The organism is Arthrobacter sp. sptzw32, assembly GCF_059089735.1.
On record NZ_JBNHEZ010000003.1, the window covers coordinates 291716 to 314455 of the forward strand.

General features: G+C 64.9%; 20 protein-coding genes and 1 tRNA gene. 6 read left to right on the forward strand and 15 right to left on the reverse strand.

All coding sequences use genetic code 11. The annotated features are described in order from the left end of the window. Both AC5RVN_RS07875 and AC5RVN_RS07880 read right to left on the reverse strand, forming a co-directional pair. Complete coding sequence (locus tag AC5RVN_RS07875; RefSeq protein ID WP_494041053.1) at positions 1–1344, reverse strand: AI-2E family transporter; 1344 nt, start codon at positions 1342–1344, stop codon at positions 1–3. Positions 1345–1381: 37 nt separating this feature from the next. Then, entirely contained in the window at positions 1382–2341 is a 960-nt protein-coding gene (locus AC5RVN_RS07880) for an aldose 1-epimerase family protein (protein WP_494041054.1), read from the reverse strand. Positions 2342–2473: 132 nt separating this feature from the next. On the opposite strand from AC5RVN_RS07880, the gene galT reads away from it, so the two are divergent. Beyond that, the gene (galT, locus tag AC5RVN_RS07885; protein ID WP_494104609.1) at positions 2474–3634 is read left to right on the forward strand and encodes a galactose-1-phosphate uridylyltransferase; all 1161 of its coding nucleotides are present in this window, start codon (positions 2474–2476) and stop codon (positions 3632–3634) included. After that, positions 3631–4818: a galactokinase gene (gene galK / locus AC5RVN_RS07890; RefSeq protein WP_494137553.1), complete on the forward strand. Its 1188-nt coding sequence runs from the start codon at positions 3631–3633 to the stop codon at positions 4816–4818. The genes galT and galK overlap by 4 nt, the downstream gene beginning before the upstream one ends. A gap of 98 nt (positions 4819–4916) precedes the next feature. Here galK and AC5RVN_RS07895 read toward each other — a convergent pair whose 3' ends face one another. Beyond that, positions 4917–5828, reverse strand: coding sequence for a Bax inhibitor-1/YccA family protein (locus tag AC5RVN_RS07895; protein WP_494137554.1), 912 nt, complete (start codon positions 5826–5828; stop codon positions 4917–4919). Positions 5829–6322: 494 nt separating this feature from the next. Here AC5RVN_RS07895 and AC5RVN_RS07900 point away from each other — a divergent pair, with 494 nt between their 5' ends. Genes AC5RVN_RS07900 through AC5RVN_RS07915 form a run of 4 tightly spaced genes read left to right on the forward strand, consistent with a single transcriptional unit; the run spans position 6323 to position 10445 of the window. Next, complete coding sequence (locus AC5RVN_RS07900) at positions 6323–7606, forward strand: branched-chain amino acid ABC transporter permease (protein ID WP_494041058.1); 1284 nt, start codon at positions 6323–6325, stop codon at positions 7604–7606. A gap of 9 nt (positions 7607–7615) precedes the next feature. Further along, complete coding sequence (locus tag AC5RVN_RS07905) at positions 7616–8584, forward strand: branched-chain amino acid ABC transporter permease (protein ID WP_494041059.1); 969 nt, start codon at positions 7616–7618, stop codon at positions 8582–8584. Then, positions 8581–9675, forward strand: coding sequence for an ABC transporter ATP-binding protein (locus AC5RVN_RS07910; RefSeq protein ID WP_494137555.1), 1095 nt, complete (start codon positions 8581–8583; stop codon positions 9673–9675). The genes AC5RVN_RS07905 and AC5RVN_RS07910 overlap by 4 nt, the downstream gene beginning before the upstream one ends. Beyond that, positions 9672–10445, forward strand: a complete 774-nt coding sequence (locus tag AC5RVN_RS07915) for an ABC transporter ATP-binding protein (RefSeq protein ID WP_494041061.1) — start codon at positions 9672–9674, stop codon at positions 10443–10445. Before AC5RVN_RS07910 ends, AC5RVN_RS07915 begins: the two co-directional genes overlap by 4 nt. A 65-nt stretch (positions 10446–10510) precedes the next feature. On the opposite strand, the gene AC5RVN_RS07920 is transcribed toward AC5RVN_RS07915, so the two are convergent. From AC5RVN_RS07920 to AC5RVN_RS07975, 12 genes are all read right to left on the reverse strand, one after another. Continuing rightward, complete coding sequence (locus AC5RVN_RS07920) at positions 10511–11863, reverse strand: ABC transporter substrate-binding protein (RefSeq protein ID WP_494137556.1); 1353 nt, start codon at positions 11861–11863, stop codon at positions 10511–10513. Between the two features lie 217 nt (positions 11864–12080). Further along, positions 12081–12154, reverse strand: a tRNA-Leu gene (locus tag AC5RVN_RS07925). Between the two features lie 20 nt (positions 12155–12174). Then, positions 12175–13137: an N-acetyltransferase gene (locus AC5RVN_RS07930; protein WP_494041063.1), complete on the reverse strand. Its 963-nt coding sequence runs from the start codon at positions 13135–13137 to the stop codon at positions 12175–12177. 142 nt (positions 13138–13279) lie between these two features. Then, positions 13280–14755 carry an NAD(P)/FAD-dependent oxidoreductase gene (locus AC5RVN_RS07935; RefSeq protein ID WP_494137557.1) on the reverse strand — a complete coding sequence of 492 codons (1476 nt, stop codon included), beginning with the start codon at positions 14753–14755 and terminating at the stop codon, positions 13280–13282. A 58-nt stretch (positions 14756–14813) separates the two neighbouring features. Further along, entirely contained in the window at positions 14814–16178 is a 1365-nt protein-coding gene (locus tag AC5RVN_RS07940; protein ID WP_494137558.1) for a S8 family serine peptidase, read from the reverse strand. Between the two features lie 27 nt (positions 16179–16205). Next, the gene (locus AC5RVN_RS07945) at positions 16206–17153 is read right to left on the reverse strand and encodes a Ppx/GppA phosphatase family protein (protein ID WP_494137559.1); all 948 of its coding nucleotides are present in this window, start codon (positions 17151–17153) and stop codon (positions 16206–16208) included. Beyond that, entirely contained in the window at positions 17150–17821 is a 672-nt protein-coding gene (locus tag AC5RVN_RS07950; protein WP_494137560.1) for a DUF501 domain-containing protein, read from the reverse strand. Before AC5RVN_RS07950 ends, AC5RVN_RS07945 begins: the two co-directional genes overlap by 4 nt. 28 nt (positions 17822–17849) lie before the next feature. Beyond that, entirely contained in the window at positions 17850–18548 is a 699-nt protein-coding gene (locus AC5RVN_RS07955) for an FtsB family cell division protein (protein WP_494137561.1), read from the reverse strand. Between the two features lie 124 nt (positions 18549–18672). Then, a complete protein-coding gene (gene eno, locus AC5RVN_RS07960) occupies positions 18673–19953 on the reverse strand; it encodes a phosphopyruvate hydratase (protein WP_494137562.1) in 1281 nt (426 codons plus the stop codon). 133 nt (positions 19954–20086) lie between these two features. Beyond that, positions 20087–20692, reverse strand: coding sequence for a MazG nucleotide pyrophosphohydrolase domain-containing protein (locus tag AC5RVN_RS07965; protein ID WP_494137708.1), 606 nt, complete (start codon positions 20690–20692; stop codon positions 20087–20089). An 88-nt stretch (positions 20693–20780) separates the two neighbouring features. Beyond that, entirely contained in the window at positions 20781–21917 is a 1137-nt protein-coding gene (locus AC5RVN_RS07970) for an adenosine deaminase (protein WP_494137563.1), read from the reverse strand. 40 nt (positions 21918–21957) lie between these two features. Continuing rightward, positions 21958–22686, reverse strand: a complete 729-nt coding sequence (locus tag AC5RVN_RS07975; RefSeq protein WP_494041070.1) for a DedA family protein — start codon at positions 22684–22686, stop codon at positions 21958–21960. Positions 22687–22740 lie beyond the last annotated feature (54 nt).

Consider the following 22740-nt stretch of genomic DNA (forward strand, 5'->3'; position numbering starts at 1 on the left):
CTAATCTCCTCTGGATTTCGGTCCCGGCGCCGCGTCCTTGGGACGGGCGTCAGGTTGTTCTGCTTCGGTGCTGGCTGCGGCGTCCTTGCCGCCCTTAAGGGCGTCCGGCGGGTCAACACGCGTAATGGTGTTGTCCGGGCCGGCGCCGGCAGTCACCAGGCTTTCAGGCGTTGCCAGCACCTGTTCATGTTCCCACGTTCTGGCTGCTATGTAGCGAACGGCAGAATTTGCGACGGCGAGGACCGGCACTGAGAACAGCGCGCCAGGAATTCCTGCGAGGTAGGAGCCGGCCGCTACGGACAGGATCACAGCTACTGGATGCAAGGCAACGGCCTTGCCCATCACCAGGGGCTGGAGGATGTGGCTTTCCAGTTGCTGCACCAGCAGCACTATGCCGAGCATGATCAGGGCGTTGATGGGGCCGTTGGCGACCAAAGCCAGCAGTACTGCGATGGCGCCGGTAACCAGTGCACCCACGATGGGGATAAACGAACCGATGAACACCAGCACACTCAGGGGCAGGGCAAGGGGGACGCCGATGATGGCCGCACCCACGCCGATGCCCACTGCATCGACAAAGGCGACGAACATCTGGATGCGCGCATAGCTCACCATTGACGTCCAGCCCTTCCGCCCCGCACCGAAGGTCGCCGCCCGCGCCTTCCGCGGCAGCAGCCGGACGAGGAAGGCCCAGATCCGGTCGCCTTCGAGCAGGAAAAAGATGAGGACGAAGAGAGCGAGCACCAGTCCGGCCGCGAAATGCCCGGCGGTACTGCCAAAGGACAGGGCACCGCTGAGGATGCTGCTGGTGTTGTCCTGGAGAGCGGTACTGGCTTCCTGCAGGTACTTGTCGATCTGGTCGGCCGTCAGGTGGAGGGGTCCTTCGGACAACCAGTTCTGGATCTGCCTGATGCCGGTCAGCGCTTCGGACCAAAGCTCACCGAAGCCGGCAACGAGCTGCCTGCCCACCAGCGCCAGTGATCCGCCGATCAGGCCGAGGAAACCAACCACAGTGATGGCCACGGCAGCGCCGGCGGGCACTTTGCTCAGTTTCAGCCAGCTCACAACCGGGCTCAGGAGCCCGGCCAGGAGAGCGGCCACCATCACCGGGATGATGAGGAAACTGATCCCCCGCAGCAGCCATACCAGCACACCACCGACAAGGAGGATGAGCCCCACACGCCACGCCCAGGACGCGGCGATGCGCACCCCATAGGGAATGTCCTGGTCCAGTTCGCGGTCCGTGAGGACCCGCAGTGGCGTAGTTCCGGTTGCCGGTGCAGCAAGTGGTTGCCGCAGCGGGGTTTGAGGGTCGGGCGAAACGGGATCCTCGGCTGGCGTCATAGCCTAATAATTCACCAGCCGCGGGCTAATGGGAAACTTAGCCGCCGGCGGCCGGGCGGTAGTCGATGCCCCAGGACATAGTGAAGGATTCGCCCGGCTGAACCCAACGGAGGCCGTCGCCGGAGTTAAAGGCGTTGGCCGGACCGGTCATCGGTTCAACTGCCACCGCCCGCCTGCGCCCCGGGTACTGGGTGCTGACATAGATGTGGACGTACTGGCAGGACTCGTCCTGCCAGAGGCTCACCTCACGGCCATCGGGCGCCGCCAGGACATGCCGGGCCTTGCCGTCCTCGAAGCGCAGTCCGGTAAGGGCAACGTCCACGCTGAGCGGCGCAATGCGCCGGCCGTCCCGGAAATCGGTCTCGCCCTGGACGGGAGCGCTGCTGCGCGGAATGAGGCGCTCGTCGGCCAGCAGTTGCGTGTCAGCGGAGACGGTCAGCACCAACTCCTCGATATCGGCGTCCCCCAGCCGCAGGTACGGGTGTGCCCCCAGGACGAACGGCGCAGGTGCCTTGGCATCATTAGCCAGGGTCTGGCGGACCACCAGGCCGAGATCCTCGGTGAGAAAGTACTGCACACGGTGCCGCGCCAGGAACGGATAACCATGCTGGGGAAAAATGGTGGCTTCAAGGGTTACCGAATGCTCGGCCTCGTCAACCAGTGCATAGGAGGCGTTGCGAAGGAGGCCGTGGCTGGCGTTGTGGCGGGCCACTTCCGTGATGGCCAGCTGCTGCTTTTTGCCGTCAAGGAACCATTGCCCGTCTTCCACCCGGTTGGCCCAGGGAGCCAGCGTAATCCCGCATCCCCCGGGCGGGATCTCATAGTCGCCGTAAGACTCCGTGAGCTGGACCCCCGCCCTGCTGAACAGGCGAAGCCCGGCGGCCAGTTCGGTAACCACTGCGAGGGCGTCTCCCCGCCGGAGTTCATACTGCCGGCCGGTGGCATATGCCCGGTAGCCTGAAGCGGCACTGGTTTCGAGGGGTGATTCGGTAGTCATGTGCAATACCGTACAGCTCGTCCGTTGCTCCCGCACCCGCGAGAAATGTTCTGTTTTGTTTGCTTCTATTCTTTTTTGAGCGTCCTATGACAGAATGAAACCAGTTGCAGCTACGCCATAAGGACGGGATCCATGACGGGAATCACCAGCACCAGGCTCTCCGATGGGAGGGAGCTGATCTACTTTGACGACGCGCACGCTCCCAAAGCGCGGACCGCGGACACCATCATGGACCACCGCGGTCTGCCTCCGCGGGGCGAACCCGGCGAGGTCCGTTTCGATGCGCTCACCGGCGAATGGGTCGCGATTGCCGCCCACCGACAAAGCCGGACCCATTTGCCGCCCGCGGACCAGTGCCCGATTTGCCCCACAACCGCCGGCAATCCTTCGGAGATACCGGCTGACGACTACGACGTCGTGGTGTTTGAAAACCGTTTTCCATCGTTGGGCCCTGCTCTGGGGGCGGTCCCGGCGGAAGGGGCCTGGGGAACAACGGGACCGGCTTACGGCCGCTGCGAAGTGGTGGCGTTCACCCCGGCCCATGCCGGGTCCTTCAGCGGCCTGAGCGAAGCGCGCTCCCGCACTGTCATTGAGGCATGGGCGCAGCGCACTGAAGCCCTGAGCACGCTTCCCGGAATCAGACAGGTTTTCCCCTTCGAAAACCGGGGCGCCGACATCGGTGTAACCCTCCACCATCCCCACGGCCAAATTTATGCTTACCCGTTTGTCACTCCGCGCGCGGGTGTCCTGGGAGCCGCTGCCCGAAGGTTCTATGATGCGGCGGACGGCCGAAAGACCCTCACGGGCTCGCTGCTGCGCTCCGAACGCGAGGACGGCAGCCGGATGGTCGTGGAAGGAGAGAACTTCAGCGCCTACGTTCCCTTCGCTGCCCGCTGGCCGCTTGAAATCCATCTGGTTCCCCACCGCCAGGTGCCCGACCTGGCGGCGCTGAGCGGGGAGGAAAGGGATGAACTGGCCCACGTCTACCTTGACCTGCTCAAACGGCTGGACGCGCTGTACCCCACACCCACTCCCTACATTTCCGCGTGGCATCAGGCCCCGCTGGACTCACTGTTGCGTCCCGCCAGCTATCTTCACCTCCAGCTGACCTCGCCGCGGCGCGCCGCCGACAAGCTGAAGTTCCTCGCCGGTTCTGAGGCTGCCATGGGCGCCTTCATCAATGACACCACCCCGGAAAGCGTGGCCGAGCGCCTTCGCGGCGTTACTGTTCCAGCTTCACCACCCTCCCCCGCTGCCTTCCAGGCTGCCCTGCCCGAAGGAGCGTCCGCTTGAGCGCCGCATCTGACCCCTTGTCCACTCCGGAAGCCGCCGGAGCCGGGGAGCTGGCCACCCGTTTCGGCCGGGAGTTCGGCGGGGTTCCCGACGGCGTCTGGCAGGCGCCGGGACGCGTGAACCTGATCGGGGAGCATACGGACTACAACGAGGGGTTTGTCCTGCCCTTCGCGATTGACCGGACCGCCCGCGTGGCGGTCGCGGTCCGCCGCGACAGTTCCGTGCGTCTGTTGTCCACCTACGGCGACCAGGGCGTGGTGACCACCTCGCTGGATGCCCTGCAGCCCGGTTCGGCCAAGGGCTGGACCAAGTATCCGCTGGGCGTCATGTGGGCGCTTCGCCAGCGGGGCATCGATGTGCCCGGCGTTGACCTGCTGCTGGACTCAAATGTCCCGCTCGGCGCCGGACTGTCCTCCTCCCACGCGATCGAATGCGCCGTCATCTCTGCCCTGAACGACCTGACGGGGGCAGGGCTGCAGGCGGAGGACATGGTCCTGGCCACCCACCGGGCCGAGAACGACTTCGTTGGGGCGCCCACCGGGATCATGGACCAGTCCGCCTCGTTGCGCGGGTCGAAGGGCCACGCCGTCTTCCTGGACTGCAGGGACCAGACCGTCAGCCTGGTTCCGTTCGAGACGGAACCGGCGGACCTGGTCATGCTGGTCATCGACACCAAGGTGTCGCATTCGCACGCCGACGGCGGATACGCCTCGCGCCGTGCGTCCTGCGAGCTGGGCGCCGAGGCCCTCGGCGTCAAGGCGTTGCGCGACGTGCAGGTGGGCAGACTCGAGGAAGCAGCGGGACTTATGGACGAAGTGACGTTCCGCCGGGTGCGCCACGTGGTCACCGAGAATGACCGTGTCCTCCAGACTGTGGACCTCCTTTCGGACCAGGGGCCGGCGGCCATCGGATCCCTCCTGGACGCAAGCCACGCTTCAATGCGCGACGACTTCGAAATCTCCTGCCCCGAACTGGACCTGGCGGTAGAGGCCTCCCGCGCCAATGGGGCCCTTGGCGCCCGGATGACCGGCGGCGGGTTCGGCGGCGCTGCCATTGCCCTGACTCCGGCGGGGGCGGAACAAAAGGTGCGCGACGCCGTGGTCGAAGCCTTCGCTGGCGCCGGTTTCGCTGTGCCGGACATCTTCACGGTGACCCCGGCAGACGGCGCCCTGCGGATCGCTTAAACCTCGTACAAACAGTTGGGGGCCCTACCTTTCGGTAGGGCCCCCAACTGGTTTCGGGCTAATGCACCGGATCAAGCGGCAGATTGCCGCTTAGGCGGTTAGTCGTCCCCGCGGAGGATGGCCAGCAGGCGGATGATTTCCACATACAGCCACACGAGGGTGACGGTGAGGCCGAACGCGGCGGTCCAGGAGAAGCGCTGCGGGGCGCCGCTGCGGACGCCCGCCTCGATGCTGGTGAAGTCCATAACCAAAGAGAAGGCCGCGAGACCGATGGCCAGGATGCCGATGGCGATGCCGATGATGCCGCTTCGCAGCCCGAACGGTTCCGTGGTCAGACCCGTTACCATCATGACGAGGTTCACCACGGAGAACAGCGCGTAGCCAACGATTGCGATCATAAAGAACTTCATGGCCTTTGGCGTGGCCCGGACCTTGCCGCTCTTGAAAAGGAGGAGCGTCACGGTAAAGACGGACAGCGTGCCGAGCACAGCCTGAAGCCCCACACCCGGGTACATGGTGTCCAGGACGCGGGTGAGGCCGCCGAGGAAGAGTCCTTCAAGGCCGGCATAGGCAAGAATCAGTGCCGGAGAGGGCTGCTTCTTGAAGGTGTTGACCAGCGCCAGCACGAAGCCGCCCAGTGCGCCCACGATCATTAGGAGCGAAGCAAGGCCCATGCTCACGAACATGGTTACGGCTGCACCGACGAGCAGCACTCCGAGACAGGCCGCCGTCTTGACGATGACGTCGTCGAACGTCATCCGTCCGATATCCGCCGGACCCGCTGCAGGCTGGTTGTACATCTGCTGCAGCTGGGCGTCAGTCATGGGCTGCTGTCCGTAGCCCTGCTGGCCATAAGGAGCCTGGCCGTACGGCTGCTGGCCGTAGGGAACCTGGCCATACGGCTGCCGGCCGTAGGGGGCCTGGCCATAGGGAGCCTGCGGGACAGGCGGTGCCTGGGTGGCTCCACGGAAGCTTTTTCCGTTGAAGATCGGGTTGCCGCCAAGTGCCATTGCGGGATTCCTCCAATAGGGATGTGTTGTGAACCTTATGGTTTACGCTACCAATTTTCACGTGTTCGCACCGCTAAAAGTTCCCTAGGCCGGCGGGTGCAACCCAACTGTGACGTCATCCGCCGCCCATGGTGCCGCACCGGCGTGTTCTGCCTCCGTGCTGCCGGCAAGGAAACACCTCTGCTCAACAAAGGTTTTCCAACCCTTCCCCACCGCTCGGGCTCCCCAACCAAGCCCAGTTGTTACCTGATCGCTATCCTGACGCCGCTGATCACGGCATTTACAGGTACTTTCGGGCTGTAGCATAAGCCAAGCAGGGTGACGGACCTCACATACGTGACGGGTGCAAGGCCTTATGGCATCATCCCAGCCCTGCATCCGTTCGCAGCGGCTGCAATGGCGCAGCCGAGACCGCCCCCCAAGTGGAGGTTTTTAATTTGAGAAGTACATCCCAAGGCCTGCCCGGCCGAGGACGCCGCAGGTTGCTGAGACTGATGGGAGCCATCAGCGCATCCATCCTGGCAATCCTCCTCGTGGCGGCCCCGGCATCCCAGGCCACTTCCCCCTCGCCGACACCATCCCCGTCGAATCAAACCTTCCAAAACAACATCAGCGGCTTCCTCCGGGATGATACCCGCGCTCCCCTGGCTGACGTAACCATCACCGCCAAGAGCGGTGACTTCACCGGCACCGCCAAGTCGTCCGCGAACGGGTCCTGGAGCATCGGCGTGCCGGAGCAGGGCACCTACACCGTGGAACTGGACGAATCCACCCTGCCGGAGGGCATCACTCTTGCCGAGGGCCAGGAAAATCCCCGCGAGGTCACCTTCAGCCAGACTTCCAACCTCTCGGTGATCTTTGCGTTCGGCAAAGGCATTGTGGTCCAGGAGCAGGACTTCGGGCAGAACCTCCTCAACCGCCTCGTCGCCGGCCTGAGCTTTGGCCTGCTCCTGGCACTGGCATCCGTAGGACTGTCACTCATCTTCGGCACGACGGGCCTGACAAACTTCGCCCACGGTGAGATGGTCACCCTCGGCGCCGTGCTGGTGTTTGCCTTCAACGCAATCGGACTTCCCTTCTGGCTGGCCGTCATCCTCTCACTGCTGGGCGGCGCGTTGTTCGGCTATGTCCAGGACCGCGGCCTGTGGCGGCCGCTGCGCCGCCGTGGCACGAGCCTGGTGCCGATGATGATCGTCAGCATCGGTCTCGCCCTTGCTGTCCGGTACGTCATCCAGTTTTTCTTCGGCGGCGCCACCCAGCAGCTGCCGTACGCCCAAAGCCCGGAAATCCAGCTCGGCCCGGTGTCCATCTCGCCCAATAACCTGTGGTCTCTAGGGATTAGCGCCGTGGTGATCGCCTTGATCGGCATCGTCCTGCTGAAAACGCGGCTGGGCAAAGCCACCCGTGCAGTAGCGGACAACCCCGCCCTCGCAGCTGCTTCAGGCATCGACGTCGACGGCGTGATCCGGCTCGTCTGGATCACCGGCGGCATGCTTGCCGCTCTTGGCGGCATCCTCTGGGCCTACTACCGCCCGGGCGTCACTTTCGACATGGGCTCGGCGATCCTGCTGCTGATCTTCGCCGGCGTCACCCTCGGCGGCCTTGGGACCGTCTTTGGTGCCCTGATCGGTTCGATCATTGTGGGCATCTTCGTGGAGCTGACCACCGTGTTTGGCCTCGCTGCCGACCTCAAGTACGTGGGAGCCCTGTTCATTATGATCGTTGTCCTCTTGTTCCGGCCGCAGGGAATCCTGGGCCGACGCGAGCGCGTGGGTTAGGAGACAGCCATGGACTTTGGATTTATTCTTGCCAGCGCCGCCGCGGAGATTTTCAGCCCGACGACGGCGGCCTACGCCCTGGCCGCGCTCGGCCTCGCCGTCCACTTCGGCTACTCCGGGCTGCTTAACTTCGGCCAAGCGGGTTTCATGGCCGTCGGGGCCTACGGCTTCGCGATCTCAACCCTTACCTTTGGCGTCCCGTTTTTTGTGGGCCTGCTGATCGCCGTCGTCGCCTCCGCCATCTTCGCGCTGCTGCTGGGCATCCCCACGCTGCGGCTGCGGGCCGACTACCTCGCCATCGTCACCATTGCAGCGGCAGAAATTGTCCGGTACATCGTGACCACCAACCAGCTCACTTCGGTCACCGGGTCCGCCAACGGCCTGGCAGCCTTCGAAGGAGGGTTCTACTCCATGAACCCCTTCCCTGAAGGCTCCTATTTCGGGATGAACAGCCGCGACTTCTTCATCCGCGTGGTGGCATGGGCGCTGGTCATCCTGTGCTGCACGCTCGTATGGCTGCTCATGCGCAGCCCCTGGGGCCGGGTACTCAAAGGCATCCGCGAAGACGAAAACGCCGTACGCTCACTGGGCAAGAACGTTTACGCCTACAAGATGCAGGCCCTCATTATCGGTGGTGTGCTGGGCGCCCTCGCCGGCATGGTCTTCACCCTCCCCCGCGGATCGGTGCAGCCGGCAAACTACGGAACGGAACTGACGTTCTTCCTCTACACCTGCCTCCTGCTCGGCGGCATGGCCACCGTCCTCGGGCCCGTGATTGGCGCCATGATTTTCTGGGTGGTCCTTTCCCTGACCCAGGGCATCCTGTACGGCCTGATCGAGTCTGGAGCCGTCACGTGGCTGAACACTGTTCAGGCGGGCCAGCTGCGGTACATCCTGGTTGGCATAGCCCTCATGCTGTTGATGATCTTCAGGCCGCAGGGCGTCTTCGGAAACAAAAAGGAGCTGGCGTTCGCATGAGCAAGCACAGCGAAAAAACCACCACCACCGGTGCCGTCGAATATGACTACATGACCGATACCCGTCCCATAGCCGCCGGTGAAACCGGCCCCGGCTGCAAGAAGCGGGACCCTATCGTCGTCGCCGAGAACGTGACCCGGAGCTTTGGCGGCATCAATGCAGTGGACGTCGACTACCTGGAGATTCCCCGCCATAAGATCACGGCCCTGATCGGTCCCAACGGAGCCGGCAAGACCACTTTGTTCAACCTGCTGACCGGTTTCGATACGCCGAACAGCGGCAAATGGCAGTTCGAAGGCCAAAGCCTGGCCGGGGTGTCCCCCTACAAGGTTGCCCGGATGGGGATGGTGCGCACGTTCCAGCTCACCAAGGTCATGGGCAAGCTCACGGTCATGGAGAACATGCGGTTGGGAGCGGCGAACCAGCCCGGTGAGAGCCTCGCCAAGGCACTCTTCAAAGGCATCTGGGGCGGCCGGGAGAAACAGATCACCCAAGAGGCGAATGTCCTGCTGGAGAAATTCAAGCTCGACGCCAAGAAGGACGACTACGCCGCTTCCCTTTCCGGAGGCCAGCGCAAGCTCCTGGAGATGGCCCGGTCCCTAATGGTGCGGCCCAAACTGGTGATGCTTGATGAACCCATGGCAGGCGTCAACCCGGCGTTGACGCAGTCCCTGCTCGATCACATCAAGAACCTCAAAGCCGAGGGCATGACGGTATTGTTCGTTGAACACGACATGCACATGGTCCGGCACATTGCCGACTGGGTAGTGGTCATGGCCGAGGGCAAGGTGGTTGCGGAAGGACCGCCAGGGGAAGTGATGAAGAACCCCGCGGTCATCGACGCTTACCTCGGTGCGCACCATGACGTGGACCTGGGTGACTCCGAAGGCTTCAAGGAACTCGCGGCCGAACTGGTGGCCGACGAAGAATCCATTGTCGGAACAGAGAACGCGGGCATCATCTCCGTCGACGTTCTGGCCGCCGAGGGCAGCAACCCTGCCCGCAGCGGGGAAGGCCAGCCCCAGCGCGACGAACCCCACGGCCGCCACGGAAGCACCGAGACCGGCACCACAGAGAAGGACACCCAATGAGCAGCACCAGCGCGGCACCGGCCGCCCAGCCCGTGACGGAAGGCGACTCGGTGGTCAAGGTCACCGACCTGGTGGCCGGTTACCTCCCCGGGGTCAACATCCTGAACGGCTGCAGCATCGAGGCCCGCAAAGGCGAACTGATCGGCATCATCGGCCCCAACGGAGCCGGCAAGTCCACGCTGCTGAAAGCAATGTTTGGCCTGGTCAAGGTCCACTCGGGCACCGTGGTTGTCCGGGGCCAGGACATCACCGGGCTGAAGGCGAACAAGCTGGTGAGCCGTGGTGTAGGTTTCGTCCCGCAAACCAACAACGTGTTCGCCACCCTCACCATCGAGGAAAACCTGCAGATGGGCATGTTCCAGCGACCCAAGGACTTCGCCCAGCGGTTCGACTTCGTCACCAGCCTTTTTCCTGAGCTCGGGAAGCGCCGCGCCCAGCGCGCCGGATCCCTCTCAGGCGGCGAGCGGCAGATGGTGGCGATGGGACGGGCACTGATGATGGATCCGGCGGTGCTGTTGCTTGACGAGCCGTCCGCGGGACTTTCGCCCGTCAAGCAGGATGAAACCTTCCTGCGCGTCCACGAGATTAACCGGGCCGGCGTCTCGGTAATCATGGTGGAACAGAACGCCCGCCGTTGCCTTCAGATCTGCGACCGCGGCTACGTCCTGGACCAGGGCCGGGATGCCTACACCGGCACCGGCCGTGAACTGATGAAGGACCCGAAGGTCATCCAGCTCTACCTGGGCACGCTGGCCGATACCGTGGAGTAACGGCAAGCCAACAAAGAGCCCCTGTCCGGCAGGACAGGGGCTCTTTGTTGCTTACGAGTGGGGCATTACAGCTTGCCGAACTCCGACTGGAGGGGCTTGAGCTTGTTCTCATTGGTGTACTCGTAGATGCCGATGTAGGCCTCGGTGGGGTCACCGGCGTCCGAGAACGTTACGGGGCCGGACTGGCCGTCGTAATCGATATCCTTGCCTTCGCGAAGCAGGGTAACGCAGGAGGCGAAGCTGGTGCATTTCTCACCCGACTCCGAAACTGCCTTGAGCTGCTTGGAAATTTCAACACCACTGGTGCTGCCGGCTGCCTCGGATGCCAGTGCGATCAGGTTCACGGCGTCATAGGATTCGCCGCCGTAGGTGAAGTCCTTCAGCGCCGGATCGATTTCGAGCAGCTTCTTGGTGAAGCTTTCGTTGGCGAAGGTTCCCGGGAAGGTGCCATGGGCGCCTTCCATGGTGCCGGGCTGGAAGTCCTTGCTGTAGTCCGAGGTGTTGCCGTCCACCAGGAACATCTGGTTGGCCTTCACACCCTTGCCCGTCATTAGCGGCACGATGCTCTTGGCCTGGTCAAAGGTGATCAGGGCGATGGCATCCGGCTTTGCCGCAATAACTTTGTCCACCTGGCTGCTGAACTGGGTGTCGCCCTCGTTGAAGAGCTCCTCCGCCACCACCTTGCCGCCGGCCGACTCGAAAGCTGCCTTGATGTTGGTCGCCAGCCCTGTGCCGTAGGCGTCGTTCAGGACGATCATGCCCACGGTCTGGGCACCGCAGGTGGCCATGTAGTTGCCCAGGACCTTGCCTTGGAGGACATCCGAGGGTGCGGTGCGCCAGTACAGGCCCTTGTCGTCCCAGGTGGTGAAGTCCGGTGAAGTGTTGGCGGGTGAGAACTGGAGCACGCCGGCACCCGTGATCTGGTTTATGACCGTCTTGGAAACACCGGAGGAGGCTGCACCGATGATGGCGTTGACCCCTTGGCCGAGCAAGGCGGAGGTGGACTGGGTTGCGATATCCGTCTTGGTGTCGCCCGAGTCGCGGTGGATCACTTCCACAGGCTTGCCGAGGACGCCGCCGGCATCATTGACTTCCTTGACGCCGAGGTTGACACCGGCAATTTCAGGTGGGCCAAGGTACGCCAGCGAACCTGTGGTGGGCAGGAGGGAACCGAGTTTGAGTGGGGTTTCGGTTGTGCCTTTGGACGGCGGGACGGCGCCACCGGCGCCGGTCGCCTGGGCGGTGCTTCCGCCGGTGGAGCCGGGTGCCGGGCACGCAATTCCTGCCGCTGACCCGGTGGCGGTCTCGGACGCCGTGGGTGTGGACGAACCGCCGCAAGCCGTTGCCATAAAGGCGATGCCGATGCCAAGCGCTGTCAGCTTGGCAACGCGGGTTCCCGCCTGGGGGAATGAAGTCATTTACAAGCTCCTCGATCTAAAGGTGCGAACGGCCTTTGACACGAAAAATCAGGTGTTCCTGATTTAGTTTTCAAGCTAATGCATATGCACAGGGAAGATAAGTGAGAGAGGTCACATCCTTATAACAGTCGTTGCATATGTGGAATTAAACGGAAGAAGCCGCTCGCAGTGCGGACGGCTTCTTCTTCTGACGGCTGCTGCGGCCGGTTTCGCCACGTACCCCAGGTGGGACTCGAACCCACAACACGCGGATTTTAAGTCCGCTGCCTCTGCCAATTGGGCTACTGGGGCAACGGCTCAATGGTATCCCGTCAGAGGCGCGAGAACGGTGCGGCATACCGGAACGTCCCGCGGACGCCGCCCGGCCACAGTGCGAGCGGCAGCAACTGGAATTTGTCGCCCCATTCTTCCTCGGGCGGAAGCACGCCCAGCGATGCGGCCGGGACAAAGCCGAAGCGGGAGTAGTAGTCAGGGCTTCCGAGCAAGGCGATGCCGATCTCCCCCGCTGCGTTTGCCCTGGCGATGCTCTCCGTGATCAGGGCCGAACCAATGCCGTGCCTCTGGAGCCGCGGAGTGACTCCAATGGGGCCAAGGCCCAGGAGTTGCTGGCGGCCCACCCATCCGCGGGTGCTGATGACGTGCCCCACCACCTCGCCGTCAAGCACCGCCACCACACTGAGAGCCGGCAAGTACTCTTCGGCGTCAAAAAGCGCCCGGAGCACACTGACCTCCACCGGCTCCCCTTCCGCCGGCAGGCCGGTGGCAGGCGGGACGGCGAACGCCTCCGCTGTCAGTGCCAGGATCGCATCCCGGTCCTCCGGTGTCTCCCCGCGCAGCAGGAGTTCGGGACGCGGCATCTGCCCGCCCTCCCCCACCTGGGCGCTTTGCCCGGCGAGTTCCGACAGCACCTCAAGGGCACGGAGCGCATCGGCAACCGGCACGAGCAGGTGGTCATGGTGCAGGCCGGCAAGGACATTGCAGCTGATCCTGGCATCCGTGAGGGCCTTACTGACGGCCGCAGTGAGTCCCACGGCTTCCAGTGAGGAGTGGATCTGCAACGTGATCCAGGCGGCCACGAACCCGTAGGACAACCCTTCACGGTCCGCCAGCTCCCGGGGCAGAACCACGGCGAGGCCTTCAGCTTCCCGCACCGCAGCTTCGATCGCGGGCACGAGCGGCCGGTTGTGCGGCCACAGCACGTAGACGTACTCACCGGGGCGCTGGATTGGATGCATCCCGGACAACAGGGCCTGGAGGTTCTTCTCGCCAGTCATGCTGCCCAGTTTAGAAGCCCCACCCCCGGCGCTGCAGGCGTCCGCCGGGCTGGCGCTCAAGGCTGACGCTGCCGGGAAAACGCCAACGGCGGCCATCCCCCAAAGGGACAGCCGCCGTCGTGCGCGCTAGGGCAGGGCCGGCCTACTTGATGCTGGCCGGGACCGCTTCCGTCTTGGTGGTGGCGGTGGAACCCGAGCCGCGGGTTACCGGGGCAGGAGCGTCCGCAGCGGGCGCGGCAGCCGGCTTGGGGGCCGGGGTGGCCGCTGCCACGAAGGCACCGCGCGGGTTGTCCAGGTCCATCAGCTGTGTGGTGTCGCGGCCTGCGAAGAAGCTCAAAATCCAGTTAAGGATCACGCGGAACTTGCGCTCGAACGTGGGCATCGCCAGGCCGTGGTAGCCGCGGTGCGCCAGCCAGGCGAGACCGCCCTTGAGTCCGATGCTGCCAACAAGGTTGATGTTGGCAACACCCTTCCACTGACCGAAGCCTGCAACAGCACCGAGGTTCTTGTGCTTGTAGTCCTTCAGCGGCTTGTCCCAGCGGGAGGCCCACAGGTTCTTGGCGAGGCGCTTGGCCTGGCGGAGCGCGTGCTGGGCGTTGGGGACGCAGGTACCGTCCGGCAGGCCCTTGCCGGTGAGGTCCGGCACCGCGGCGATGTCGCCGGCTGCCCAGGCATTGTCGATGATGCCTTCATCGCCGGCCACGCGGAGGTCCGGGAGGACGCGGACGCGGCCGCGGGGCTCCAGCGGGAAGTCGGTGGAGCGGACAATGGGGTTGGCCTGCACGCCGGCGGTCCACACGAGGGTGTCCGTTTCGAACTCCTGGGCAGGGGTCTTGTCCGGCAGGTTGATGAGCTTAAGGCTGCCCTCGGCGTTGTCCAGGGAGGTGTTGAGGAGTACCTCGATGCCGCGGCTGCGGAGGTGCTCCACAACCCACTCCGCCTGCTTGGCGGTGACTTCGGGCATGATCCGGCCCATGGCTTCAACCAGGACGAAGCGGACTTCCTCCTGCTTGATGCGCGGGTTGTCCCGGACTGCGGCGCGGGCGAGGTCTTCCATCTCCGTGATGCACTCGATGCCGGCGAATCCGCCACCCACCACTACGAAGGTGAGGGCCTTGGCGCGGGCAGCGGGATCGGTCATGGTGGAGGCAACTTCAATGCGCTCCAGGACCTTGTTGCGGAGGGCAACAGCTTCCTCGATGGTCTTCAGGCCGATGCCCTTGTCCGCGAGGCCCTTGATGGGGAACGTACGGGTGATGGCACCTGCGGCCATGACGACGTCGAAGTAGGGCACCTCAAAGTGCGCGCCGCCGTCCGCGGGAGCCACCACGGCCGTGCGGTTGGTGTGGTCGATCGAGGTCACGCGGCCCTGGATCAGTTCGGTCTGCTTGAGGTGCTGGCGGTGGGAGACCACAGCGTGGCGCGCCTCGATGTTGCCGCCGGCCACCTCGGGCAGGAACGGCTGGTAGGTCATGTAGGGCAGTGGATCCACGAGGGTGACGATGCCACCGGCACTCGCGATCTTCTTCTGCAGTTTGAGTGCTACGTACAGGCCGACGTACCCGCCGCCGACGACGAGTACCCTGGGACGGTCCTGGAGCTCTGGGGTGGTTGCCATAGCACAAGGATACAGCAGTTTGTGAAAATCTTCACTAACTGCCCGGACGTTGCAATGTTCAGGTTTTCCGGCCGGAGTCCACCGTGTCCATCGCATCTGTGTCCGGTTCCTCCGCCGGCCCCGCCGGCCTTCCCGCCGCCCGGCGAAGCTGGATGACCGCCGCCGCGATGATCGCCACGAACAACAGGCTGAAACCGATCACGACGGCGCCGCCGAGTGCACTGTCCCGCCGGGAAGGCGGCTCGGCCGCAGGTACAGTTGCCTCCGGCAAGGTGGGCACTGCACTTGGTGCTTCAGTGGTGGGAAGCGGCGCGGGGGTGGCAAAGTTGCCACGCCGGTGGACACGGATCCATTCGGCGATGGAGCCGAGCGGGTTTGCCTCCGCCTCGGGCACGTCGTCCTTCAGGGCCGCCTCCGCGTTGAGCACCCCGTAGCCGTAGAGCGGGTCTCTGCCCGGAGCTCCGGCGTCCTTTGCGGTGGTAACAATCCGGTTGATGACCTGTTCGGCGCTCATAGCCGGCCATTTGGAACGGATCAGTGCCGCAACGCCGGCAACGATGGGCGTTGAGCCCGAGGTTCCCGCCCACTCGGCGTAGCTGCCTCCGGGCACCCCGCCCAGCAGGTTTTCCGCCGGCGCCGCGACGCCGATGCTGATGCCCTGGGAGGATGCGTCAACGCTGGCCGCACCCTTGCGGTCCAGGCCTGCGACCGTCAGGACGCCAGGGATGGTAGCCGGCGCGCCCACTTGAATGTTGCCGCCCACCCGGTTGCCGGCGGCGGCCACAATGACCACGTCTTTCTGCTCGGCGTAGAGGAAGGCCGCGTCCCAGCTTTGCGGCCACTGCGGAGTGGTGCTGCCCAGGGAGATGTTGATGACCCTCGCCCCGTTGTCTACCGCCCAGCGGACGGCTTCAGGGATCTGGTCCTGGTCGCTTTTGCCCGAAGGGTTCGGCGAGCCCAGCCAGGTGGAGACAGCGAGGATTTGGGCTTCGGGGGCCACACCCACGATTCCATCCGGGGGAAGGGCTGCGGGACCGGGCGACGGCGAGGCGGTGGCGTCGGCAGGCTGGTGGCCGCGTCCTGCAAGCATGGTGGCCACCAGTGTGCCGTGTTCCGTCTTGGAGCCCACGCCTTTCTGGCCGTTGGGCTGTCCGGAACCGGAGGCGTCATAGCCGCTAGCGACGGCTCCCTTGAGGTCCGGATGCTGGGCGTCAACCCCGCTGTCGATCACCGCCACCTTGACCCCGGCGCCCTTGGAGACCTCCCAGGCCTTGGTGATGCCGGACTCGGCGAGCCAGTACTGTTTGTCGCGCCATTCGTCGGCTTGTGCGGTTGGGGCAGTGGCGAGGCCAGCGGCGAGGCAACCGCCGGCAAGGACCAGGGCGAGCAGGGCTGCCCCGGCCCGTCCGAGCGGCAGCCTCATTACGGCAGTGTGGATCCGCATGGGCCGTCAGCCAATGCTCAGGGCTATGCCGTCGAGGATGTCGTGTTCGCTTGCTGTGGCTGTTGCAATGCGTCCGCCGGTTAGCCCGGCCAGCTGTTCGAGGATCCGGCCCCAAACCAGTCCCCCTGCGCCGATGACGTCCACCCGGCCCGGGTGCATGTAGGGCAGGGCGGCGCGGTCCGAACGCGTCATGGTCAGGAGGTCGGCCGCGGCCGCGCGGACGGTGTCCAGGGACAGCTCGGTGCCGTGGATGGCGTCCGGCGAATATTCCGGCAGGCGGAGGGCATGGGCGGTGATGGTGGTGATGGAACCGGCAACGCCGACGACGGCGGTGGCCCGTTCCAGGGGCACGTCCTGGCGGGCGCGGGCGATGGCTGCGTCCACGTCGGCTATCGCGGCGGCTATCTGTTCAGCGGTGGGCGGGTCCTGCCGCAGGTGCCGTTCGGTCAGGCGCACGCACCCGATGTCCACTGACCTGGCTGCGGTCACGCCGGCGGCCGTGCCGAGGACGAACTCGGTGCTTCCGCCGCCCAGGTCAATCACCAACACCTCCTGGCCATCAAGGACAGGCAGCACGCTGCTGGCTCCGGCAAAGGACAGCGCGGCTTCCTCGTCGCCGGAGATCACCTCAGGTTCCACGCCCAGCAGGTCCCGGACGCCGTCCACGAAGACGTCCCGGTTCTTCGCGTCCCGGCTCGCGGAGGTGGCAACAAAGCGCACCTTCCCGGCGCAGTGTTCCTGGATGAGGCGGGCGTAGTCAGCGGTGGCCGCAAACGTGCGTTCCAGGGCTTCCGGGGCCAACTCACCGGTGGCGTCCACCCCCTGGCCCAGCCGAACCACCCGCATCTCGCGCACGATGTCTTTGAGCCCGGCAGTTGGGTTGTTGCGGTCGATATCCGCGATCAGGAGGCGGATGGAGTTAGTACCGCAATCGATGGCGGCAACACGCGTCATTTCCCAGCTCCTGCGGTCCCGGAGGTCTTCCGGACGGGTGCGGGCCGGCCCACGATGTCCGGCAGGCCCTGCGGTCCGTGCCGGCTGAGGTCCCTGGACGGGGCTTCCCCGGTGGTGTCCCAGGCGCCGTCGCAGTAGCACCTGTCCGCGGTCCACCACTCGCTGATTGCACTGATGGCGCGGTCCCCCAGCGGATTCACTCCCGGACCGGCCGCGAGGGACTGGCCCACCAAAACATGCAGGCACTTGACGCGGGTGGGCATGCCGCCGGCGGAAATCCCGTCGATCTCGGGGACAGCTCCGATGCCGGAGCGTTCACCGATGGCCGCACGCGCAGCCAGGTAAGCCTCGTGGGCGGAGCGGTAGGCAGCGGCCAGGTCCTCGTCACCTGCCAGCTGCTCATTCATCTCGTTCATCACTCCGGCTGCTTCCAGCCGGGAAACCGCAGAGGTAATGACCGGATGGGTCAGATAGAAGGTGGTGGGAAACGGGGTCCCGTTGCCGAGCCGTGGAGCGGTGGCGGCCACCAGGGGGTTGCCGCAGACGCAGCGGGCGGGAATCTCGACGACGTCCCGGACCGGCCGGCCCAGCTGGCGGCTCAGTACTTCCAGGTCTCGTGCTGATGGCTGGCGGGATTCGTCCCGGGCGGCTGCCGTGTTAAGTTCCACTGTCGCGGGCCGTCCTTCCTTTTGCGGTTCAGTCTGTGGCCGCGCGCGTGATCGACTCCCACAGGGAATCCACCCACGGCAGATCGGCGGGGTCTTGTGCTGCTGCACCGGTCTGGCCGCTGTTGTCTCCGGCCGGCAAATCGCTGCCGAAGACCCAGTAGCCGGTTTCGCCCGGCATAACCATGTTAATGCGGTCGCGGGCCTGCTGTTTCACGTAGTTGGGGTCCTTCCAGCGGGAAACCTGCTGCCGCAGGCTGTCGCCTTCGGCCTCACGGGCGGCGATGTCCGCATTGAGGGCTTCGATTTCAGCCCTCTTGTCGAAGAAGATCTTGACGGTGGGCGCCAGCATGATGGTGATGGCAATCATGACCACTGCCAGCGCGAGCATCCGTCCGGAAAACGCCTTCGCTGGTACTGGCTGCTGGTTTTCACCTGTTTCAGTGCCGGCAGCCGGGGACTTGCTTCGGGCGCTGCTGCCCTTCCCGCTGCCGGCAGGCGCAGTTCCGCGGTGTGGCCCCGGGGCATCCCTGGAGCCGGATGTGTTGCCGCCCGCTGCCTTGCCTGGTCCAGGTGTTGCGGCTTTCGGCCCGGCGGCGCCGGTGGCGGGCATTTCCTTGGCGGAGCCGAAGGGCGCCCGAATGACGTCGGCGTCGGCCGTTTCCTGGCTCGACAGCGCTCCGGGACGGGAAGAGGCGACCTTTGGAACTTTGGGACGGCGGGTAGCCATGACACTCCTGAAACGCGCAGCCTGCCGGGGCCGCCACTAGCTGGGCTGAAACTAATACTGCCGAAACAACAACGGTGGCTATGGTCTTTCAACCATAGCCACCGCCTCGTCGGTTATGCGGCTACTAACCCTTGAAACGCGGGAAGGCGCTGCGGCCGGCGTAACGTGCGGCGTCATCGAGTTCCTCTTCGATGCGCAGCAGCTGGTTGTACTTGGCAACACGCTCGGAGCGGGCCGGGGCGCCGGTCTTGATCTGGCCGGCGTTGGTGGCCACCGAGATGTCGGCGATGGTGGTGTCCTCGGTTTCGCCGGAGCGGTGCGAGGTGATGGTGGTGTAGCCGGCGCGCTGGGCCAGGCTGACGGCGTCGAGCGTTTCGGTGAGCGAACCGATCTGGTTCACCTTGACCAGCAGGGAGTTGGCGGTCTTGGTGTCTATGCCGCGCTGCAGGATGGCCGGGTTGGTGACGAAGAGGTCATCACCCACCAGCTGGACCTTGTCGCCGATGGAGTCGGTGAGGGTCTTCCAGCCGTCCCAGTCGTTCTCGTCCAGCGGGTCTTCGATGGAAACCAGCGGGTAGTCGGACACGAGTTCCGTGTAGTAGGCGCTCATCTCGGCGGAGGTCAGTGCCTTGCCTTCGAACTGGTAGGCGCCGTCGGTGAAGAACTCGGAGGAGGCGACGTCCAGGGCCAGTGCGATGTCCTTGCCCGGGGTGTAGCCGGCGTTCTTGATGGCTTCCTGGATCAAGTCAAGTGCTGCCCGGTTGGAGGGCAGGTTCGGGGCGAAGCCGCCTTCGTCGCCCAGGCCGGTGGCGAGGCCCTTTTCCTTCAGGACGGCCTTGAGGGCGTGGTAGACCTCAACGCCCCACCGCAGGCCCTCGGAGAAGGTCTCGGCACCCAGCGGGACAACCATGAATTCCTGGATGTCGACGTCGGAGTCGGCGTGCGAGCCGCCGTTAAGGATGTTCATCAGCGGGACCGGAAGTACGTGCGCGTTCGGGCCGCCCAGGTACTTGTACAGCGGCAGGTCAGCGGAGGCGGCGGCTGCGTTGGCCACGGCGAGGGAAACGCCCAGGATGGCGTTGGCGCCCAGCTTGCCCTTGTTCGGCGTGCCGTCCAGGTCCAGCATGGCCTGGTCGATGCTGCGCTGGTCCGTGGCGTCGAAGCCGGTCAGGGCCGGTGCGATCTGGTCGATGATGGCGTCAACAGCCTTCTGGACGCCCTTGCCAAGGTAACGGCCCTTGTCGCCGTCACGCAGCTCAACGGCTTCGTGCTCGCCGGTGGAAGCACCGGAGGGGACTGCTGCGCGGCCGATCTGGCCGTCGGAGAGCAGTACTTCAACTTCTACTGTGGGGTTGCCGCGGGAATCGAGGATTTCGCGGGCGTGGATGGCATCGATAAGCGCCATGAATTTGCTCCTTATGGGCGATTAACGGGGAAAATACAGCTGAAAACTCGACGTACTCGTCACGGACCAGCGTAGTCGAGAGTGGTCCGGGTTACGGAAACCTATCCAGCCCCCGGACGTCATGATGGTGCGGTTATAACTCCTGCTGCTGCCCGGGGACGCGTTGCTGGTAGTTACGCACAGCACAGCGCAGGGCACGCTCGGCGTCCAACCCGCCGGCATGGGCGGACTGTACGACGGCGAGCAGCAGCTCGCCCAGCTCGTCCTCGGACGCGAAGGCGGGAACTTCCATGGATGGTTGAGCCTGTGGAAGCCCTGCCCTTGCAGCCCGGTTGATGGATTTTTGCGTCCGGGCCAGCGCGGGGAGCGCCAACGGGATGCCCTCGAACGGGTCATGCCGGCCCGGCCGCTCTGCCCGCTTCACCGCGTCCCACTTCTGCACGATCTCTTCAACCGTGGCCGGAAAGCTGTCCTGCAGGGAGCCGTCGGGGCGGAAGACATGCGGGTTCCGGCGGATCATCTTGGCGCTCAGGCCGCGTGCGACGTCCTCGAAGGTGAAGGATCCGCGCTCCTCGGCAAGCCGGGCGTGCAGCACCACCTGAAGCAGTACGTCGCCCAGCTCGCCGCGGAGTTCGGCGTCGTCAATGTCTTTGCCCGTCCCGGCCTCAATGGTTTCCGCCACCTCGTAGGCCTCCTCAAGGAGGTACTCCACCAGGGATTCATGGGTCAGCGCGCCCATCCACGGGCAGTGCTCGCGCAGGGCGGCAATCTGCCCCAGCAGCTCCCCCAGTGGCTCCCCGGTCGGGGCGCTGCCCGAATCCGGGCTGTCAGCCAAGGTTTGCGTAGGCGTCGTTGATGTACTCCACCAATGCTTCCTTTTCCTCAAGGGGCAGGAAGGATGCCTCGGCGGCGTTCAGGGTCAGCTCCAGCAGGTCATCGAGGTCGTAGTCGAAGGTTTCCACCAGGAGGTCGAACTCGTCGGTCAGGGTGACACCGCTCATCAGCCGGTTGTCGGTGTTGATGGTGACGTTGAAGCCGAGCTGGTAGAGCATGTCCAGCGGGTGGCTCTCGATGCCCTCGCCGAACCCGGCGATGGCACCGGTCTGAAGGTTGGACGACGGGCAGACCTCGAGGGCGATGCCACGGTCACGGACCCAGCTGGACAGGTCCCCGAGGGTCACCAGTCCGATGGTGTCCTCCGTCCCGTCATCGTCGTCGAACTCCACGGTGATGTCCTCGGCGATCCTGACGCCGTGGCCCAGCCGCAGCGCCCGGCCATCCACCAGGGCGGACTGGATGCTCTCCAGTCCGCCCGCCTCCCCGGCGTGCACCGTGGCCGGGAAGTTCTGCTGGGCGAGGTAGGTGAAGGCGTCCTTGAAGCGGGAGGGCAGGAAGCCGTCTTCGGCTCCGGCGATGTCGAAGCCCACTGCGCCCTTGTTGCGGTGGCGGACGGCGAGTTCGGCGATCTCCTGGCCACGGTCCGCGTGGCGCATGGCGGTGATCAGCTGGCCCACTTGGATTTCGCGGCCCGTCTCCCCCACGGCCTCGACTCCTGCCTCAAGGCCTTCCTGCACCGCTTCAACGGCTTCGTCCAGGGTGAGGCCCTTCTGCAGGTGCTGTTCGGGCGCCCACCGCACTTCGCCGTACACCACGCCGTCGTCAGCGAGGTCCTCGACGAACTCCTTGGCCACGCGGAAGAGCCCTTCAGCGGTCTGCATGACGGCAACAGTGTGGTCAAAGGTCTCTAGATAACGGACCAGGGATCCGGAGTCCGCGGACTCCCGGAACCATTGGCCGAGCGCGACGGGGTCAGTCGACGGGAGGGTGTGGCCGACTGCCTCGGCCAGTTCGATGATGGTGGCCGGACGGAGTCCTCCGTCCAGGTGGTCGTGAAGTGAAACCTTGGGCAGGTTCTTCAGGTCAAAATCGATGGCAGGGGCAGCGTCAACAATAGGCTCAGTCACGTACCCCACCTTAGGGTGGGCGGCAGTTCATTGCCAGCGGCTAGGTGGCCGCCGGTTCGCCCTCTCCTGCTGCCGGTGCCAGGGCGGCGGTGCCGCCGGCCTGGTTGTCCCGTGCCCCGTTGGGACCGCCGTCGAGCCACCCGTCCACTTCCTGGGCGTCGTTACGGGCGAGGTGCCTGTGCCACAACCTGAGCAGGTGGTCGATGAGGATCCCCAGCAGAATCGCGAACACCACCGCAATGCCCGCGCTGAGCAGGGGGTTGTGGTGCAGCCAGGGGAAGGAGCTGGCCAGCAGGCCGATGCCGATGGAATACCCAACCCAGGTGATGCAGGCAAAGGCGTCCAGCAGGAAGAAGCGGCGGTGGGAGAAGCCGGTGCTTCCGGCGACATAGTTGACGGCTACCCGGCCCCAGGGAATGTAACGGGCAGTGAAGACCAGCACGGCACCACGCTTGTCCAGCTCGTAGCGCGCCCAGCCGAAGGCCTTCTGCACCCTGGGCCGGCGCATCCACTTCCACCGGTTCAGCCCGATCTTGCGTCCGAGCATAAAGGCCATGTTGTCCCCGGCGATGGCGCCTATCAGTGCGGTGAGGCCGAGGATCCAGAGATTGGGTTCCCCGCTGTGCCGGGAGAATGCGGCGAGGGCCACGATGAGGGTCTCGCTGGGGACCACCATGGCGAAGCCGTCAACAAAGAAAAACAGGAGCAGGATTGGGTATATCCACCACTGACCAGCTGCATGGAGCACGGCCTCATTAATAAACTCCACGCGGTCTTGCTCCTATGCAAAATGGCACCGGCCGGAAGTGGCGCAGCCGAAGCG

Bases quoted from the DNA above. Each gene is read 5' to 3' on its own strand.
- AC5RVN_RS07915 (WP_494041061.1), top strand. From the start codon at position 9,672: ATGAGCAGCACCAGCGCGGCACCGGCCGCCCAGCCCGTGACGGAAGGC.
- AC5RVN_RS07880 (WP_494041054.1), bottom strand. From the start codon at position 2,341: ATGACTACCGAATCACCCCTCGAAACCAGTGCCGCTTCAGGCTACCGG.
- AC5RVN_RS07875 (WP_494041053.1), bottom strand. From the start codon at position 1,344: ATGACGCCAGCCGAGGATCCCGTTTCGCCCGACCCTCAAACCCCGCTG.
- eno (WP_494137562.1), bottom strand. From the start codon at position 19,953: ATGGCGCTTATCGATGCCATCCACGCCCGCGAAATCCTCGATTCCCGC.
- AC5RVN_RS07940 (WP_494137558.1), bottom strand. From the start codon at position 16,178: ATGAGGCTGCCGCTCGGACGGGCCGGGGCAGCCCTGCTCGCCCTGGTC.
- AC5RVN_RS07895 (WP_494137554.1), bottom strand. From the start codon at position 5,828: ATGGCACTTGGCGGCAACCCGATCTTCAACGGAAAAAGCTTCCGTGGA.
- galT (WP_494104609.1), top strand. From the start codon at position 2,474: ATGACGGGAATCACCAGCACCAGGCTCTCCGATGGGAGGGAGCTGATC.
- AC5RVN_RS07945 (WP_494137559.1), bottom strand. From the start codon at position 17,153: ATGACGCGTGTTGCCGCCATCGATTGCGGTACTAACTCCATCCGCCTC.
- AC5RVN_RS07905 (WP_494041059.1), top strand. From the start codon at position 7,616: ATGGACTTTGGATTTATTCTTGCCAGCGCCGCCGCGGAGATTTTCAGC.
- AC5RVN_RS07955 (WP_494137561.1), bottom strand. From the start codon at position 18,548: ATGGCTACCCGCCGTCCCAAAGTTCCAAAGGTCGCCTCTTCCCGTCCC.
- AC5RVN_RS07935 (WP_494137557.1), bottom strand. From the start codon at position 14,755: ATGGCAACCACCCCAGAGCTCCAGGACCGTCCCAGGGTACTCGTCGTC.
- AC5RVN_RS07900 (WP_494041058.1), top strand. From the start codon at position 6,323: ATGGGAGCCATCAGCGCATCCATCCTGGCAATCCTCCTCGTGGCGGCC.
- AC5RVN_RS07920 (WP_494137556.1), bottom strand. From the start codon at position 11,863: ATGACTTCATTCCCCCAGGCGGGAACCCGCGTTGCCAAGCTGACAGCG.
- AC5RVN_RS07965 (WP_494137708.1), bottom strand. From the start codon at position 20,692: ATGGGCGCGCTGACCCATGAATCCCTGGTGGAGTACCTCCTTGAGGAG.
- AC5RVN_RS07910 (WP_494137555.1), top strand. From the start codon at position 8,581: ATGAGCAAGCACAGCGAAAAAACCACCACCACCGGTGCCGTCGAATAT.
- AC5RVN_RS07930 (WP_494041063.1), bottom strand. From the start codon at position 13,137: ATGACTGGCGAGAAGAACCTCCAGGCCCTGTTGTCCGGGATGCATCCA.